The sequence below is a fragment of the Chloroflexus aurantiacus J-10-fl genome (assembly GCF_000018865.1).
Lineage (GTDB): Bacteria > Chloroflexota > Chloroflexia > Chloroflexales > Chloroflexaceae > Chloroflexus > Chloroflexus aurantiacus.
In genome coordinates, this window is record NC_010175.1 from 2,787,840 (window position 1) to 2,805,226 (window position 17,387).

Consider the following 17,387-nt stretch of genomic DNA (forward strand, 5'->3'; position numbering starts at 1 on the left):
AGATGTAACAGCTTGCACCGTCACATCCTCGACGGTTGAAACCTCACACGTTACCCCGTTTCGTTACGTGCTGGGCGCCTCTGTAGGCATTCTCCGCGTGAGCGGAGGGATTTTTGTTGTGTCTTGTCATAGCTGCATAGTTAGGCAGGAGTGCCCGCCAATGCTCAAGCGTCGATTGTCAACCTGGGAAAAAGAAGAAGTATCACTGCACACGCACGAGCGTGATGAACGTTTCGGGCACGAAGAAGAGATTCTCTCTCCCGATCTGAGCGATATCGAGCAGGTAGAGCCAACCCTTGACGCTGTTCAGCATTACCTGCAAGAGATTGGCCGCGTCTCTCTTCTGACCGCTGCTGAAGAGATCGAGTTGGCCGAGCGTATTGAACGCGGTAATGAGGCTGAAGCCCAGCTTGCTACAGCGACCGACCTGACGCCGCGAGAACGCTACGAACTCCTTCAGGCAGTTCAGCAGGGTGAAGAGGCACGCCGCCATCTCATCCAGGCCAATTTGCGCCTGGTCGTGAGCATTGCCAAGAAGTATGTCGGGCGCGGTCTTGCGCTGCTTGACCTGATCCAGGAAGGTAATATCGGTCTGATGCGTGCGGTGGAGAAGTTCGATTACCATAAGGGTAATCGCTTCAGCACATACGCAACCTGGTGGATTCGCCAGGCGGTGACGCGGGCGATTGCCGAACAGGGGCGGACAATCCGGTTGCCGGTGCATATGAGCGAGTCGGTTGGGCAGGTGAAGCGAATCGCCGAACGTCTGGCGCAATCGCTCGAACGTCAGCCGACGGCGGAAGAGATTGCAATGGCGCTTGGCCAGCCGGTTGAGCGTATTCAGCGCATTCTCGAAGCGGCGCGTCGTCCGGTTTCGCTGGAAACACCGGTCGGCGATGAAGGTGAGCACACACTTGGCGATTTTCTGACCGATGAAGAACTGCCGACACCGGGAGAAATGGCGGCTCAAAAGCTGCTGCGCCGCGATCTGTGTGCTGCCCTTGACCGCCTCAATGATCGGGAACGCCGGATCATCGATTTGCGCTACGGTCTGGTTGATGGCCGGCGTCGGACGCTCGAAGAGGTAGGGCGTGTGCTCGGTATGACGCGCGAACGGGCACGGCAGATTGAAGCCGAGGCTCTGCGGCGCTTGCGTAGTCCTGAAGTCGGGCAGCATCTCCGCGATTATCTGGAGTAGTTGCACAAGACTCTGTTCGCCAACCTGTCTGGCCGTAGCCACACAACGATACCTGACGTGCGTTTGGGATGGGATTTCCCCGGTATTGCCCAAACGCACGTTTTACTATCGCTGACACCGTCCGTGCCCGCCAGACGGCCCGTATCGTGGTGAGAGGATCACCCTGCCACTGAGCCTGATCACAGCAGTGTAGGACTGGTCTTGCCGCAGCGCACGCGGCAGAATCACGTTTTAGAGAGGATACGGTTGCCAGATAGGGTTGTCCGTGGCGTGTAGTAGTGATGCACGGTATCACTGCTTATCACCGGATATTCGGTGAACTATGATCCGTGGTTGTCACCTGCCGGATACCGATGAGCGAGTTCTGTAGGGGCGGGTTCTTAACCTGCCCCTACGCGAGCGTTGATATAACCTGGTCGTATTACCTCATCGTGGTGATGATTTCTGGTGTTCACAACTTGACGAAATTCCTCTTCAGTGATAGACTTGGGAGCTGTGCCGGGGTAGCTCAGCGGTAGAGCAAACGGCTCATAATCGTTAGGTCGCGGGTTCGAATCCCGCCTCCGGCACCAGTCGCCGGTGAGCAACGCTCACCGGCGTTTCCGTTCATCGTGCAATACCACCATGCTTGATCTATTGCGCCAGTTTTTACGTGCTGAGGGCGTCGAGCAGGCTTCTGCTCGCCTGCTGGTTGCTGTCTCTGGCGGCAGCGACTCACTTGCCCTGCTGCACATGCTCTGCACATTGCACCGTGCTGGTGGCCCGACCCCAATTGTAGCGCATCTCGATCACGGCCTGCGAGGTGCTGAATCTGCGGCAGATGCCGACTTCGTCGCTGCTACTGCGACGGCCTGGGGGGTACGGGCAATTGTCGGACGTGCCCACTTGCCACCAGGAACAACACCTGCCGAGGCGCGAACTGCACGCTACACCTTTCTTGCCACAACCGCCCTCGCCGAACACGTCGATGCTGTGCTCGTTGCTCATCAGGCTGATGATCAGGCGGAAACGGTCTTGATGCACTTACTCCGTGGCGCCGGGCCGGCTGGCTTGCGCGGTATGCGGGCGCGGGTTGAGTGGTCGGAATGGGCAGCAGCCCTGATTGAGAGCGGACAGGCTCCGCCCCACGGCCCACCATTGTTGCGACCACTGCTAACGGTCAGTCGGTCTGAACTGGCGGCGTACTGCGCTGCTCATCAGTTAACCCCACGCGACGATCCAACAAACCGCAATCTCCATTACGTGCGGGCACGTATCAGGCATGTGCTCTTGCCTCAGCTTGCAAGCGAGAATCCTCAGATCACTGCTGCCCTTACTCGTACTGCCCGTATCTGTGCTGAAGATTACGATTTTATTCAGACCATGCTGGCAGATCAGTGGCCGAACCTCATCGTTGAGCAGCAGTCTGACAAAGTGGTATTTGAGCGTGCTGCCCTGATGAGTATCCATCCAGCCCTACGCCGCTATGCGTTGCGGCGTGCGATTGCTGAACTCGGTGCAGAGGAACCGGGGTTAGCCCATCTCGATGCCGCACTGCATCTCATCGGAGGGCAGTCTGGTCGCTCGACGCAGATCGCTCCCCAGGTTACACTGGTGTGCGATCAGCAGACAGTGACATTGCACTTGCCATCGGCATTACCGCCACCTGCCCCGCAGTTGACAACACCTGTGACATTACCGGATCGGGGGATCGTGCCACTGGCGAATGACTGGCAGTGTATCGTGCAGGATCATCCCCCGGCGCATCCTGACCGCTGGTGGTTAGGACTGGCTCAGCGTCCGTCTGCTCCTTTGCAGTTACGACCACGGCGCCCCGGTGATCGGATGCGGCCTGCCGGTGCGCCGGGGCGGCGACGCTTACAAGATGTGTTCGTTGATTTGCGCGTGCCACGTATGCTGCGGGCTGCCTGGCCGATTCTCACCACTGTCGATGATCAGATTCTCTGGGTCGTTGGCTTGCGAGTTGCTGCCGGCGTCGCTGCATCTGAGCCGAATCAGGCTACAATGTGGATTGGGATCGTTCACTCTGCCACAACAAGACAGGAGTAAGCATGCGTCAGGACATTGATTACATCTTGATTGGGGAAGATCAGATCAAACAGCGGGTTGCGGAGCTGGCTGCTGAGATCAGTGCCGATTATCGCGACCTCGGTGATCTGCTGCTGGTCGGCGTTCTGAAGGGCTGCGCCATGTTTATGGTTGATCTGGCGCGGGCAATTGATCTGCCACTTGCGATTGATTTCATCGCGGTTGCCAGTTATGGCGCCAGTACCGAGTCGTCGGGTGTGGTGCGTTTGATCAAAGACCTCGACACCGACATTTCGCAGCGCCACGTATTGATTGTCGAAGACATTATTGATAGCGGCCTGACCCTGGCGTACCTGCGGTCGCAATTGCTGCGGCGCAATCCGGCCAGTCTGCGCATCTGCACGTTGCTCAACAAACCTGAACGACGTACAGCAGATGTGCCGGTTGACTACATTGGTTTTGACATCCCGAATGCCTTTGTGGTTGGGTACGGCCTGGATTATGCAGAGCGCTATCGCAATCTCCCCTTCATTGGCGTGTTGCGCCCTGAGGTCTACCAGTCAGCGTAGTTGTGATCCAGATCACATTCTGAGTGTAATCTGTTCCCTTGCCGTCGGTGATCGGCTGATGCTATAATTCCAACAAGCGGCGTACAGGATGGCTGATTGCCGTCTCGCTCGCATATTCCTCATAAGTGGGGTTCATTCCTCAGTATTGTCTGGTCTACCAGGAAATGGCGAGGCAACCCCTCTAGAAAGATGAAGTATGAATGATAATCGTTGGTTGAAGAATAGTTTTGTCTATCTCATCATTCTGGTTGCAGCGCTAGCGCTGTTCTTCCAATATTTCGGTCAGGGTGCCAGCCAGACTGAGGAGAAAGGCATTGCCGATGTCATCGCCGATGCTCAGGTTGGCCTGGTAAGTGAAATTCAGGCGCAGGCTGGCGACGAACAGATTATTGTCACCTACAAGGATGGTAAGAAATATCGCTCACGGGTCGAAACTTCGGATAGCGTGATGCAGTTGCTGGCCGACTACAACGTACCGCTGTACGACGAGAACGGTCGGCGGACGATCAACGTAACCGTGCAACCGGCACCGGCCTGGGGCGGTTTACTCAGTATCTTTACCATTCTGCTGCCAACCCTGTTGCTCATCGGCTTTTTCGTCTTCTTCATGCGTCAGGCGCAGGGGAGCAACAATCAGGCGATGTCGTTTGGCAAGAGCCGGGCACGGATGTTTGCCGGCGATAAGCCCACAATTACCTTCGCCGATGTGGCCGGTCAGGAAGAGGCAAAGCAGGACCTGGCCGAAATTGTTGAGTTCCTCAAGTTTCCTGACAAGTTTGCCGCGCTCGGGGCACGCATTCCGCGTGGTGTGCTGATGGTTGGCCCGCCCGGTACCGGTAAGACGTTGCTCTCGCGGGCAGTCGCTGGTGAGGCAGGTGTTCCCTTCTTCAGCATCTCTGGCTCTGAGTTCGTAGAGATGTTTGTTGGCGTAGGTGCCTCACGTGTGCGCGACCTGTTTGATCAGGCCAAGCGTAATGCACCCTGTATCGTCTTCATCGATGAGATCGATGCCGTCGGTCGGCAGCGCGGTGCCGGTTTGGGTGGCTCACACGACGAGCGTGAGCAGACGCTCAACCAGATTCTGGTCGAGATGGATGGCTTCGACACCAACACGAATGTGATCGTGATCGCCGCGACGAACCGGCCCGATGTGCTCGACCCGGCTCTCGTGCGACCAGGCCGCTTTGACCGTCAGGTGGTGCTTGATGCGCCCGATGTGCGGGGTCGGATCGAGATTCTGAAAGTTCACGTCAAGGGCAAACCTCTGGCTGAGGATGTCAATCTTGAGGTAATCGCTCGTCAGACACCCGGTTTCTCAGGCGCCGATCTGATGAACGTTGTGAACGAAGCAGCGATTCTGGCTGCACGTCGCTCGAAGCGCAAGATCAGCATGGCAGAGTTCCAGGATGCGGTCGAGCGGGTCGCTATCGGTGGCCCTGAGCGGCGTTCGCGCGTGATGACCGACCGCCAGAAGCTGGTGGTGGCCTACCACGAGGCCGGTCACGCGATTGTCGGTGCTGCGTTGCCGAAGGCCGATAAGGTGCAGAAGGTGACGATCATTCCACGTGGACAGGCTGGTGGGTATACCCTCTTCCTGCCTGATGAGGATAGTCTGAGCCTGCGCACCGTTTCCCAGTTCAAGGCACGACTGGCCGTCTCGTTAGGTGGCCGGGTAGCTGAAGAGATTGTCTTCGGCAACGACGAGGTGACAACCGGCGCTTCTGGTGATTTGATGCAAGTCACCCGTATTGCCCGGGCAATGGTCACGCGCTACGGTATGAGCCAGCGCCTTGGCCCGATGGTCTTCGGCGAGAAGGAAGAGCTGATCTTCCTCGGTCGCGAGATCAGCGAGCAGCGCAACTACGGTGATGAGGTGGCGCGCCAGATTGACGAAGAGGTGCATGCAATCGTCACCGAAGCCTACGAAACGGCGCAGCAAATCCTGCTTCAGAACCGGGCTGTGCTTGACGATATGGCGAATGCGTTGCTCGAATACGAGACACTTGATGGCGAACAGCTCGAGGAGATGATCCGTCGGGTAAAGCCGCTGGCGCTCGATCTGAGCAAGAGCAGCACGCCTAATGGGCGAGCTGAAGAGCGCTCCACACAGCCTGATGCGTCACAGCACGGCTTTGGCGGTACCAACCCACTTCCGGCGTAATTTCGCTGTCTAGTTGTAATCGGGCATCCCTACTGGCAACCCCGCCGGTAGGGATGCTTTGTATTATCGGCAGCCATCTGACATCAAATCTGGTTTAGTGGAGCGCGAGCTTCTGCCCCGCTCGCTACCGGATACAGCCTATGTTGCGCTTCCGGCAGAGTATCTCACCCCCAAACCGGCGCACAAAAGAGAGCACCATCCTTTACCGGTGTTTCTCGCCCCCGCTGGGCTATGCATTACCCACAACTGGTGTCAATCACGGGTGTATCAGCGGGTATGATCGCCATGGGTGCTGTTTTGGGCGACTGCCCGGTGGCAGCGCACAGCGCCAGCCGTGCTATCACGTGCTGGATGGGTTTCCTTACGCGCACATCATGTGCGTGGCGCAGGGTTTGGAGTGCGGCAGCCATGCTGCCGCGCCAGCCGTACACTCGATCCGGCGCGTGGTACGCCGTTCCCCCTCCTGGTCACGGGGATGCTGGATGTATTCGTGACGATCATCGAGTCGGTCAGGCATGAATGTGCTACCTGCGCGTAGACGTCTTGTTGCAATAGGTGCCTGCCTGCGTACCAGCAGCCACGACCAGCATCTGACGATGGTGGCGGGGATGCCGGCACACGGGCTGGAAGCCCGCGCCACGGGGAGCGCTTGCAGTCTGGCCTACCGCAGCAGAATGCCGTGGATCGCCTAACCATACGATGTGCGTGAGGTATGGCACGCGGATCACAGCAGCCGTGCGGGGCAGGATTTGCTTGGCTCGCCTAACCATACGGTGTGCGTGAGGTATGGCACCGGATCTATCACGATGGGATATGAGGCGTCATATTGGCTTCTGTGTAACATGTGGGGAATGCATAGCTCGCTGGGGGCGGGTTAGAGTGGGGGCGTGTCGCGGTGTACTGCTGGAAGCAAGTATCACACGCCTGCCCCCCATCAAGCTGGCGCTGCACCTGAACGACTACACGTGAACCGGTTAGTTTGCCTGCGACGCACCACTATTGGCTCACAGATAGCACGCCCGTCCGTGCGCCAGCACGGCCCTGTCCTGAATGATGCACAGTGTCAGTTGAGGTTTGAAATTACCTGACACGATACGGATGGGCGGTTCCGTAGGGGCGGGTTTGGAACCCGCCCCTACGGACGATGCAGATGCCCATTCTCATCGACATACGAGGCATGCGGTGAACGAGGGGTAGTGGAAGGATACATTTTGAGTCGGCGGATCGCAGCGCGTCCCTCTGCCGGTACGCGACTCTGATGAAGAGGCTTTGCAATGATGATTGATGGTCTTGGCAATGATGCAAAGGATCAAGATTTGCTATCATAACCCAAGTTTCCACCTATGTTGTGAGTAGTTCCCGTAGGCTGAGTGCCAGGTTGAACAGCACGACGTTACACGCAACACCGTATGGTATGTTCGCATGAACGGTGTGAGGAGCAGCCAGTTCCTATGGACATACTACGTCACGTTTCACGGTAGCAACCCAAATTCTACCCATCCTCTGTGTCCTCTGTGTCTCTGTGGTGATAAAGGTAGCAACTTGGGTTATCATATACTTATCCCACGTCACTGTCACCCGTATTCCGCCTATTCTTCAGCCGGACGTATCCGCTGCAGGGCCAGACTTAAACAAATCACCGTGACGATAATCATAAGCGCTATATAGACCAGCCAGGGTGAGGGTACTGTGAGATTGCCGACAGACGAAGGAACTGTCCAGAGCCATGGATCGCCGCCTTCCTCAAGGATGGTAGCCGTTATCCCCAGGGCAATAAACGGATGCAGGCAAATGAATGGCCCCATGGTGTAGACGTAGAGCGGCGAAGGATCGGCATCAAACGCGCCGATCAACAGTGAAATCACGAAGAAGAGAAATGGTACCAGCAACAGAATGGCGATCACCGTTCCCTGCGCCATTACCGTTGCACCAAGCGTCGAGCGCATCACCGTTGACCAGAAAAGGCCAATTGCTGCATAGCAGATGGCCGTGATCAACAAACTGATCACCCCGATCAGGATTTCTTGTGCAGTAATGCCGCCAAAAAGAAGGGATAGACCGGCAATTGGGAGAGAAGCCGTGATGAGCAACAATGCAAACGCAATTGCTGACAAGAGCTTACCGGTGATGATCTGAAGTGGTGACAACAACGAGGCAAGCAGTAAATCGTAAGTCTGGCGTTCTTTTTCACCGACAATTGCCCCTGCTGTCAGTGAAGGTGACAGAAAGCAAACCTGTACCAGCGCCGCAGTCATCACAGTGAAAAAGATGCTTTTACCGATGGTACGGGCCGTGTTAGGGTCATTTGGGCTGGCCGAGCTGATAAATACCGCATAAATTAGCAGCGTAATAGCGCCAATGATAGTCAGGTAGCCGCTCAGAATAAGCCAGGCATTGCGTCCACGAATCCGACCGAAGAGTTCACGGGTCAATACCGGGTTAACAATGATGCTATGCATACGTATACCTTTGCCGCTGGACGAGTCTGGATGCGTGTTATCGCGCCTCTGCTGTTGAGAGGGTGCAGATTCAAGCGAGACGTGTTACCTGTCACCATTATAGAGCATGAGACCTATTGTGAGACCTGGATGTAGAGGCGTCTGGCAGATGATTATGGTGCGGAAGCATGCCTTCCGCACCCGACCCATGCAACACGTATATCACTGCACGTGAAAGGCATTCAATCCAGGGTGTGGTTTCTCCGTGGATGTACGCAACAGCTTCTCGGCTTGAAGCAGGCAGATGTGCCGTTGGTGCGTCGGACTGTCACCGTCAACAGCACCCATCACGACTCACAGTTGATTCGATCCAGTAGTGACGTCACGGCATATATGGCCCGCAGCGTCGGGGTTGGCGTACCGGTCAATTCGGCCAGCTCAACCACTGCTCCCAGCAGGGCATCAATTTCGGTTGGTCGCTTCGCTTCAATATCTTGCAACATCGAGGTCTTGTGAGCGCCGATCTCCTCGGCCATGCGGATGCGGCGTTCAATCGAGACCGGAAACCGAATACCTAGCTGTTCGGCGACCTGTTGTGCCTCGGCCATCATTGTTGCCGCCAGGTTGTACGTGCCCTGATCGGCGATAATGCGGTCAATAGTAGCGCGGGTCAATGCGCTGATCGGGTTAAACGAGAGATTTCCCCACAACTTTAGCCAGATTTCATTGCGAATATCGGTCTTGACCGGCGCTCGTAAACCGACCGACTCCAGCAATTTGCTCAGGCGTACCACACGCTCGCTCCGGCTGCCATCGGGTTCACCGAGTGTAAAACGGTTTCCTTCAATATGTCGGATGACGCCAGGACGTTCGATGGCGGCGGCGGGATAGACGACGCAGCCGATAACCCGTTCAATCTCGGTATGGGCAGCAATCACACCACCGGGATCAACTGCCTCGATCCGCCGACCTTCGTATGGGCCACCGTGCCGGAAAAAATACCACCAGGGAATGCCGTTTTGAGCGTAGACAACGGCTGTGTCGGGGCCGTAGAGCGCTCGCATGGGTGCAGCCAGCGTCGGCAAGGACTGTGCTTTGACTGCTACGATCACAACATCGTGTGGACCGGCAACCGTCATATCAGAGGTCGCCAGTGCCGGTCGCACCACCTCGCGCCGACCATCACGGTATTCGACGGTCAACCCGTGTTCGATAATGGCTGCCAGATGGCTCCCGCGAGCGATCATTGTTACTTCGGCTCCGGCCTGGATCAGCTTTGCCCCCAACCAGCCACCAATCGCTCCGGCGCCAACAATACAGATGCGCATATGATCCGCTACTCCTTGTACGTGTTCCTACAGTTTGCGAAGATAGACTCGCTCTAGTTCGTGGCGAGGTCCTTTGACCAGAATCAGATCGGCGCTCCAGCGCGTCGGTTCTATGTTTTGTTTTAAATTGACATAATTAATTTCGCGCCAGATACGTCGTGCGGTAGCGATAGCTTCCTCTTCGTTCAGCTCAGCGTAGCGGCGAAAGTATGACGACGGATCGCGAAAGGCCGTTTCACGCAGCCGTAAAAATCGTTCAATGTACCACTGTTCAAGATCGCGTTCATCGGCATCGACATAAATCGCGAAGTCAAAGAAGTCTGATACATAGAGTTGTGGTTCGCGTCGAGTATTGGAACCACGCTGTAACACATTCAACCCTTCAACAATCAGAACATCTGGATGATCAACAACCTGCGTTTGATCGGGCACGATATCGTAGATAAGGTGTGAATAGACTGGCGCACTCACCGGGCCATACCCCGATTTAATATCGGCCATAAACTGCAAGAGGCGTCGCCGATCATAGCTTTCAGGAAACCCTTTACGGTGCATAATCCCCCGTTCCTGGAGGATTCGGTTTGGGTAAAGAAAGCCGTCGGTTGTAATCAGATCGACTTTGAGGCGTCCAGGCCCACGCGCCAGGAGCGCTTGCAGGATGCGCGCTGTGCTGCTCTTCCCTACCGCGACACTACCGGCAATGCCGATCACATACGGTACTCGTGCTGTCCCTGAGCCGAGAAATGCACTGGTGGCCTGGTACAATCGACAGGCATTGTCGTAGTAGATTTGTAGCAGGCGCACCAGTGGCAGGTAGATGTCGGCAACGTCTTCCATTGAGACGGTGTCATTCAGACTGACCAGCGTGTCTAACTCGTCTGCACTGAGTGGTAAGGGAGTACCGTTACGAAGTGCTGCCCATTCTGAGCGCGAAAAACTCATGTATGGTGAAAGGCGGCGTTCAAATTCTGACTTCAGGATCATGCCGGTTCCTGTCTTTCTCCCGTTGCTTACAATCCCAGTGTTTTCGCCATCGTGATCCGTTGTAGTTTTCCGGTGGCACCGCGTGGTAGTGCGCTCAGAATATGGATTGCACGAGGCACTTTGAAATCGGCCAGCAGGCGGGCACAGTGCTCGCGTAATTCACGCTCGTCAGCACTCATGCCTTCGCGTAATACAACGGCGGCATGCACCTCTTCACCCAGCGTTGGATGTGGCACGGCAAAGGCCAGGGCTTCGGCGACTGCCGGATGACGGAGCAGTACGTCATCAATCTCCAGGGGCGAAATCTTTTCGCCCCCGCGGTTGATTAACTCTTTGATACGACCGGTCAGACAGAGATAGCCATCTTCGTCGAGATACCCCTGGTCACCGGTCCGAAACCATCCATTCACAAATGCTGTGGCATTGGCTTCAGGATTATTTTCGTACCCATCAACGACATTCGGCCCGCGCACTACGACCTCGCCCTTCACACCTGCCGGCAACAACTGGCCGTGTTCGTCCATGATACCCACTTCTACCCCGAATCCAATCCCCACCGAGCCGGGTTTTCGCCGACCGGGTGGTAACGGATTCGAGGTCATCTGATGTGAAGCCTCCGTCATGCCGTAGCTTTCAATCACCGGCGCCGCGAAGACCTCTTCCATTTGCTCCATCACAACCGGAGGTAGAGGTGCACTTGAGGAGCGGATGAAGCGGAATGGGTTAGCTTTGATTATAGCAGTGTTGCGCCCGGCTCGGGCCAGGAGGACCTGGTGCATCGTCGGGACGGCCGAGTACCAGGTTGGACGCTCTTGTTCGACCCAGCTCCAGAATTTGAGACCATCAAAACCTGGTGGACAGATAACAGCTCCACCGGCGGCTAACTGGCTTAGCAACGAGGCAACAATGCCGTGAATGTGGAAGAGCGGCATCACGCAGAGCGAACGATCCGCCGCGCTCAATTGATAGGTAGTGATGATGTTGCTGGTCGAGGCGGCCAGATTACGATGGCGAATAGGTACCCGCTTAGGCCGGCTGGTGGTGCCACTGGTGTGCAAGATCATGGCGATGTCGTCGGGTGTGGCCAGGCCATCGCGGCGTGGTGATCCGGCGGTACCAGATGTCGAGAAGGTAAGCTGATGGTTGCTGTCGAAGGCGGCTTCGATCAGCAGCATGTCTGAACGCAATGCAGCCCGGGCTTCGTCGCCCTCGCCAGGGGCAACAATTAATGCGCGGGCCTGGGTGTCTTCATAGTAGAAGGCAAATTCGTCCCGCCGATATTTGGGATTAAGTGGTGCAGCCGTCGCCGCAGTAGCCGCAGCCAGAAAGGTGATCGCCATCGCCGGGCCGTTGCCGAGCGCAATCGCAATCCGGTCGCCGCGTCCCAGTCCATGGTTCTGGAGCCACTCGGCCAGACGGTACACCTGGGCACGCAGATCGGCAAAGTTCCAGGTCGGGCCACCCGGTGCAATCAGCGCAGGATCGGTATCGCTTCCAGTTGTCAGGAGATCATACACGGTACGGTACATCGTCTTCATCCCCCATCGTTTATTGTTTCGTATGCCGTCGGTAATGATCACCATCCAATTGCCAGCCCATCACAACGAGGTTCAGTACCTGCTACATAGCTGCCACTGGCCAGACGCCAGATAATCTGTCCCCGGCCAAAGCCGCCCAATTCACTTTCGACCACCACCTGGTGGCCGCGAGCGGCCAGCCCTTCAATGACGTGGCGTGGTGTTTCCAGCTCAAGCCGCAGCGTGCCATCGCGCTCCCAGCGCCAGCGCGGTGCATCCAGTGCGGCCTGGGGGTGCATTCCGTAATCAAGGGTGTTAACGATAACCTGCACATGCCCTTGTGGTTGCATATGTGCTCCCATTACACCGAAGGGGCCGATGGGAACGCCATCTTTGCTCAGGAAACCGGGAATAATCGTGTGAAATGGTCGTTTACCGGGAGCGACCTGATTCGGATGGCCGGGTGTTAATACGAAGCCACAACCACGGTTGTGCAGGGCGATACCGTAATCAGGGATCACCACCCCTGAACCAAATCCCATATACGTTGATTGGATCATACTCACCATCATCCCGTCACGGTCAACCGCAGCGAAGTAGACTGTACCACCGCGTGGCAGGGCGGACGGGCCATAGGTTTGGGCCTGTTCACCGATCAGGCGCGCACGTTCGGCCAGCCGCTGCCGATTCAACATCTCATTGATGGGCACAGCTACACTGGCCGGGTCGGCAACATAGGCGAAGGCATCGGCAAAGGCCAGTTTCATCGCTTCGATTTGGCGGTGGAACGATGCTGCCGATTCGCGGGCATAGCCGTTAAGCTCGATGTGATCGAGAATCCCAAGTGCCATCAGCGCCGCAATCCCCTGACCGTTCGGCGGAATCTCGTGGACGGTATAGCCACGGTACTGCATACTGATTGGTGTTACCCATTCCGAACGGTGGCGGGCCAGATCATCTGCCCGTAACAGACCGCCGGTAGCGCGCGCAAAGCGGTCAATCGCTTCGGCAATTTCACCCTGATAGAAGACATCAGCGCCATGACGGGCGATCAGGCGCAGGGTACGGGCGTGACCAGGGCTGACGAAACGCTCACCCGGTCGCGGTGCCCGTCCATCAATACTAAACGTGGGCAAGAAACCGGCAAACTCAGGCCCGTGACGGTTGTGCGCGGCTGCAACCCCTCGTGCCCAGAAGTAAGCGACCATCGGTGGTGTTGGCGCGCCTTCAGCGGCATAACTGATGGCTGGGGCCAGGACCTGCGCGAGCGGCAAACGCCCAAACCGGTCGTGCATATCTCCCCACATGCGCACAACGCCCGGCACGGTTACCGGCAACCAGCCATAAACTGGCATATCGGTATGCCCGGCAGCGCTCAGTGCGTCAAGACTCAACCTGGCCGGTGCTGCTCCCGAACCATTGATGCCGTACAGATGATCGCCAGCCCAAATCAGGGCGAAACCATCACCCCCCAGCCCATTTGAGGTTGGTTCCAGCACGGTTAGCGCCGCGGCAGTGGCAATAGCTGCATCAACCGCATTCCCACCAGCCTGCAATATGTGCATACCGGCTTGAGATGCCAGGGGGTGACTGCTGGCAACCACTCCGCGCTCGGCAATCACCGGTACTCGCCGTCCGGGATAAGGAAAATGGTGCAGGTTGAGATCCATGGCAAGGCTCCTTCGCGCTCGACAGACAGATTGTGAAAAGATATTTGATTATACAATGAACTGTGTTCCGGCTTGACAGAAGAACTTATTTCATCCAAAGCTGTGCTGTCTGCCTCCAGCCTGTTGACCAGGCGTGTGAACGCTTGTCAATCGCCAACGCCGGCATATCCTGCTCTCAGTCTGCCGGTACGAAAGTGAGGAGGGCTGCCGACAATCTCCGCTGCCATCACGTGCTGGATGAATTGCCTTGCCCGCTCGTCATGCGCATGTCGCGACGTTTGGCGTGCGGCAGCCGTGCTCACGATCAGGCGCGTGTCACGCCATTGACCCTGCTGGTCACGGGGATGCTGTGTGCGATCATCACGATCATAGACCGATTTCCTCTGTGTCCTCTGCGTCTCTGTGGTGAAACCGGCACAGCGAGAAGTGACGCCCACCCCTCCAATAATGCGCGTTCGATACGGATCAAACATCAGGCGAACCACCGCATACTCAGGCACTTCGCGTCGGTGAACATCAATCCAGGGCATCCCGCACCCTCAGCACGACATAAATTTGGCAAAATTCAACGAACTGTGTTATAATACCGACGCTTATATCAGGAACGCCGGGCTGCGCCGGCCCGTGCGCGATTACACGAGGAGGAACCGCTCGTGGCGCTTGAAAAAGAAGAAAAATCGCAGATCATCAACGGCTATCAGATCCACGAAACTGATACCGGTTCGCCCGAAGTACAGGTAGCGCTACTGACCGAGCGCATCAACCAGTTGATTGAACATCTTCGCGTTCATACTCACGATCACCACTCGCGTCGTGGTTTGCTGAAGCTTGTCGGGCGACGGCGGCGGCTGCTCAACTATCTGCAATCGAAAGATCGCGAACGCTATCGCAACGTCATTAATCGCCTCGGTCTGCGTCGCTAGTATGATAGAGGCAACCGTCAGTGTAAGATAAGGGTATGCAGGGCGCCAGCGGCATCCGCCGCCCGGCGCTCTTTGCTTGTTGGTTGTCAGGCGCGGTGGTTCGGGATTGGTGCGTGCGCGTGTGACTCTCCATGCGTATACACCAGTGCCGAACTCCGCGCACCGGTCGCAACCGGCGACCGGATACCGTTGATTGGGTGCAAGGGCACCCTGGTCTGGTAAGGAGTAATAGGAGTTTATGACAGAACGGAATATCTATTCGGTAAGTGCGGAGATTGCCGGCCGAACGCTCACCCTGGAAGCCGGGCGTTTTGCCGAACAGGCTGATGGTGCTGTTGTAGCCCGGTATGGCGATACGATGCTGTTGGCCACCGTCGTTTGCGCCAAAGAAGCTCGTGAAGGAACCGATTTCTTCCCGCTGACCGTTGATTACGAAGAGAAGATGTACGCGGTCGGCAAAATTCCGGGTAATTTCTTCAAGCGCGAAGGTCGGCCCACCACCACGGCGATTCTCATCTCCCGCTTGACCGACCGCCCCCTGCGGCCACTTTTCCCCAAAGGTTTTTACAACGAGGTTCAGGTCATTATCACGACGTTCTCGATTGATATGGAGAACGATCCGGGGCCGTTGGCAATAATTGCCGCTTCCGCAGCGCTGTGTATCAGCGATATTCCCTTCGCCGGCCCGGTTGGTGCGGTGCAGATGGGGCATCTGAACGGTCAGTTGGTGGTCAATCCCAAGATGAATGAGATTGCCGATAGCCGGCTCGATCTGGTGGTGGCCGGTACCAAAGATGCAGTGCTGATGGTTGAAGCCGGCGCTTACGAGTTGACCGAAGACGAGATGCTTCAGGCCGTGATTGATGGCCATGCGGTCTGCAAGCAGATCTGTGATCTACAAGAGCAACTGGTTCAGCTTTGTGGCAAACCGAAGCGTCCCTTCACGCCGCCGGTGGTTGACACCTCGCTCGAAGAGGCCATCAGTGCGTGGATGGGTGACCGGCTGCGCAAAGCGGTACGCAGTCCAATCAAGCAAGAACGTGAAGCTCAAACGGAAGCGCTGAAGGCTGAAGTGATTGCCCACTTTACTGCTGATGAACCGGAAGAAGAGATCGCGAACCGCACCAAAGAGGTCACAAAGGCGTTTGAGAAGCTTCTGAAAGATGAAGTGCGTAACGCTATTCTCGATGAAGGTATCCGGGTCGATGGCCGGGCGCTCGATGAAATTCGTCCGATCAGTATCGAAGTCGGGGTGATCCCTCGTGTGCATGGCTCGGCGGTCTTTACCCGCGGTCAGACCCAGGTGTTGACGATTACCACCCTCGGTTCGCCCGGCGACGAGCAGAAAGTGGACGATCTCGGTATCGAGACTTCCAAACGCTACATTCATCACTACAATTTCCCACCTTTTAGCACGGGCGAAGTGCGGCGGATTGGGACACCACGACGGCGTGATATTGGTCACGGTGCATTGGCCGAACGCTCGCTGTACGCCGTGTTGCCTGATGAGAAGGATTTTCCCTACACGATCCGGCTGGTATCTGAGGTGCTCTCCTCGAATGGCTCGTCATCAATGGCGTCGGTCTGTGGTTCATCGCTGAGCCTGATGGATGCCGGTGTACCGATCAAGGCGCCGGTTGCCGGTGTGGCCATGGGTCTGATTACCGGCGAAGATGGCCGCTGGCGCGTGTTGACCGATATTCAGGGCCTGGAAGATGCCCTCGGCGATATGGACTTCAAAGTGGCCGGTACGGCAAAAGGTGTTACCGGTTTGCAGATGGATATCAAGACAACCGGTATCACCTATGAGATTATGCGCGAGGCGTTTGCACAGGCCCGTGCCGGTCGCCTGTTCATTCTTGATAAGATGAACGAGGTGATCAGTGCACCACGGCCAGAGCTGTCAATCTATGCACCGCGCATTATGACGATCCAGATTCCGGTTGATAAGATTGGCGCCCTGATTGGCCCCGGCGGTAAGACGATCCGCAATATCTGTGAGACGACCGGTGCGCAGATTGATATTGAAGACGATGGCCGTGTCTTTATCACAACCCCTGATGGTGCCGCAGCCAGGCAGGCGATCAGCATGATCGAGGGGTTGACCCGCGAAGCCAAGGTTGGTGACATTTTCCTCGGTAAAGTGGTCAGCATTAAGCCTTTTGGGGCGTTTGTGAATATCTTGCCCGGTAAAGACGGCATGGTTCACGTCTCGGAGCTTGATGAAAAGCGGGTCGAGAACGTTGAGGATGTGGTCTCGCTCGGCGATGAAATCAATGTGATGGTGATCGATATTGATCGCACCACAGGGAAGATTAGTCTTAGCCGACGGGCAGTGCTGACCGGCGAAACGCCCGAAGAGCGCAAAGCTGCTGGTGCCGCACCACGCCCGCGTCCACGCGAAGAACAGCGTGGTGGTCGCGATGAGCCGCGAAGCCTGCGTGACGAGCTGCGTGGACCGCGCCGTGAAGGTGACCGGCCACGCCCGCGCCGCCGGGATGATTAGATGGAGAGGAGGGTGTGATGCCACAAAGCTCCGTGTGAAATCGCGGTAATTGCTTTGTGGCTCAC

Annotated in this window: 11 protein-coding genes and 1 tRNA gene; 7 read left to right on the top strand and 5 right to left on the bottom strand. The window is 56.7% G+C overall.

From position 1 onward, the window contains the following. Nucleotides 1-160: 160 nt before the first annotated feature. The 5 genes from CAUR_RS10650 (at nucleotide 161) to ftsH (ending at nucleotide 5,956) form a co-directional block, all read left to right on the top strand. Nucleotides 161-1,198 carry a sigma-70 family RNA polymerase sigma factor gene (locus tag CAUR_RS10650; protein ID WP_012257903.1) on the top strand — a complete coding sequence of 346 codons (1,038 nt, stop codon included), beginning with the start codon at nucleotides 161-163 and terminating at the stop codon, nucleotides 1,196-1,198. 497 nt (nucleotides 1,199-1,695) lie between these two features. After that, a tRNA-Met gene (locus CAUR_RS10655) sits at nucleotides 1,696-1,770 on the top strand. A gap of 52 nt (nucleotides 1,771-1,822) precedes the next feature. Further along, the gene (gene tilS, locus CAUR_RS10660; RefSeq protein ID WP_012257904.1) at nucleotides 1,823-3,247 is read left to right on the top strand and encodes a tRNA lysidine(34) synthetase TilS; all 1,425 of its coding nucleotides are present in this window, start codon (nucleotides 1,823-1,825) and stop codon (nucleotides 3,245-3,247) included. 2 nt (nucleotides 3,248-3,249) lie between these two features. Next, the gene (hpt, locus tag CAUR_RS10665) at nucleotides 3,250-3,795 is read left to right on the top strand and encodes a hypoxanthine phosphoribosyltransferase (protein ID WP_012257905.1); all 546 of its coding nucleotides are present in this window, start codon (nucleotides 3,250-3,252) and stop codon (nucleotides 3,793-3,795) included. Nucleotides 3,796-3,991: 196 nt separating this feature from the next. Continuing rightward, the gene (ftsH, locus tag CAUR_RS10670; RefSeq protein ID WP_012257906.1) at nucleotides 3,992-5,956 is read left to right on the top strand and encodes an ATP-dependent zinc metalloprotease FtsH; all 1,965 of its coding nucleotides are present in this window, start codon (nucleotides 3,992-3,994) and stop codon (nucleotides 5,954-5,956) included. 1,589 nt (nucleotides 5,957-7,545) lie between these two features. Here ftsH and CAUR_RS10675 read toward each other — a convergent pair. The 5 genes from CAUR_RS10675 to CAUR_RS10695 form a co-directional block, all read right to left on the bottom strand. Beyond that, nucleotides 7,546-8,415, bottom strand: a complete 870-nt coding sequence (locus tag CAUR_RS10675) for an ABC transporter permease (RefSeq protein WP_012257907.1) — start codon at nucleotides 8,413-8,415, stop codon at nucleotides 7,546-7,548. Between the two features lie 326 nt (nucleotides 8,416-8,741). Next, entirely contained in the window at nucleotides 8,742-9,722 is a 981-nt protein-coding gene (locus CAUR_RS10680; protein ID WP_012257908.1) for a 2-dehydropantoate 2-reductase, read from the bottom strand. 27 nt (nucleotides 9,723-9,749) lie between these two features. Beyond that, the gene (gene coaA / locus CAUR_RS10685) at nucleotides 9,750-10,706 is read right to left on the bottom strand and encodes a type I pantothenate kinase (protein WP_012257909.1); all 957 of its coding nucleotides are present in this window, start codon (nucleotides 10,704-10,706) and stop codon (nucleotides 9,750-9,752) included. A 26-nt stretch (nucleotides 10,707-10,732) separates the two neighbouring features. Then, on the bottom strand, nucleotides 10,733-12,244 hold the full coding sequence (locus tag CAUR_RS10690) for an acyl--CoA ligase (protein ID WP_242604907.1): 1,512 nt from the start codon (nucleotides 12,242-12,244) through the stop codon (nucleotides 10,733-10,735). Nucleotides 12,245-12,282: 38 nt separating this feature from the next. Further along, on the bottom strand, nucleotides 12,283-13,893 hold the full coding sequence (locus CAUR_RS10695; RefSeq protein ID WP_012257911.1) for a gamma-glutamyltransferase family protein: 1,611 nt from the start codon (nucleotides 13,891-13,893) through the stop codon (nucleotides 12,283-12,285). Between the two features lie 653 nt (nucleotides 13,894-14,546). On the opposite strand from CAUR_RS10695, the gene rpsO reads away from it, so the two are divergent. Then, on the top strand, nucleotides 14,547-14,816 hold the full coding sequence (gene rpsO / locus CAUR_RS10700; protein WP_012257912.1) for a 30S ribosomal protein S15: 270 nt from the start codon (nucleotides 14,547-14,549) through the stop codon (nucleotides 14,814-14,816). A gap of 238 nt (nucleotides 14,817-15,054) precedes the next feature. Continuing rightward, nucleotides 15,055-17,322, top strand: a complete 2,268-nt coding sequence (pnp, locus tag CAUR_RS10705) for a polyribonucleotide nucleotidyltransferase (protein WP_012257913.1) — start codon at nucleotides 15,055-15,057, stop codon at nucleotides 17,320-17,322. Nucleotides 17,323-17,387: the final 65 nt, after the last annotated feature.

Excerpts from the sequence above, each read along its gene's own strand:
- hpt (WP_012257905.1), top strand. The coding sequence starts at position 3,250 with ATGCGTCAGGACATTGATTACATCTTGATTGGGGAAGATCAGATCAAA.
- tilS (WP_012257904.1), top strand. The coding sequence starts at position 1,823 with ATGCTTGATCTATTGCGCCAGTTTTTACGTGCTGAGGGCGTCGAGCAG.
- CAUR_RS10675 (WP_012257907.1), bottom strand. The coding sequence starts at position 8,415 with ATGCATAGCATCATTGTTAACCCGGTATTGACCCGTGAACTCTTCGGT.
- ftsH (WP_012257906.1), top strand. The coding sequence starts at position 3,992 with ATGAATGATAATCGTTGGTTGAAGAATAGTTTTGTCTATCTCATCATT.
- coaA (WP_012257909.1), bottom strand. The coding sequence starts at position 10,706 with ATGATCCTGAAGTCAGAATTTGAACGCCGCCTTTCACCATACATGAGT.
- pnp (WP_012257913.1), top strand. The coding sequence starts at position 15,055 with ATGACAGAACGGAATATCTATTCGGTAAGTGCGGAGATTGCCGGCCGA.
- CAUR_RS10695 (WP_012257911.1), bottom strand. The coding sequence starts at position 13,893 with ATGGATCTCAACCTGCACCATTTTCCTTATCCCGGACGGCGAGTACCG.
- CAUR_RS10680 (WP_012257908.1), bottom strand. The coding sequence starts at position 9,722 with ATGCGCATCTGTATTGTTGGCGCCGGAGCGATTGGTGGCTGGTTGGGG.
- CAUR_RS10690 (WP_242604907.1), bottom strand. The coding sequence starts at position 12,244 with ATGAAGACGATGTACCGTACCGTGTATGATCTCCTGACAACTGGAAGC.
- CAUR_RS10650 (WP_012257903.1), top strand. The coding sequence starts at position 161 with ATGCTCAAGCGTCGATTGTCAACCTGGGAAAAAGAAGAAGTATCACTG.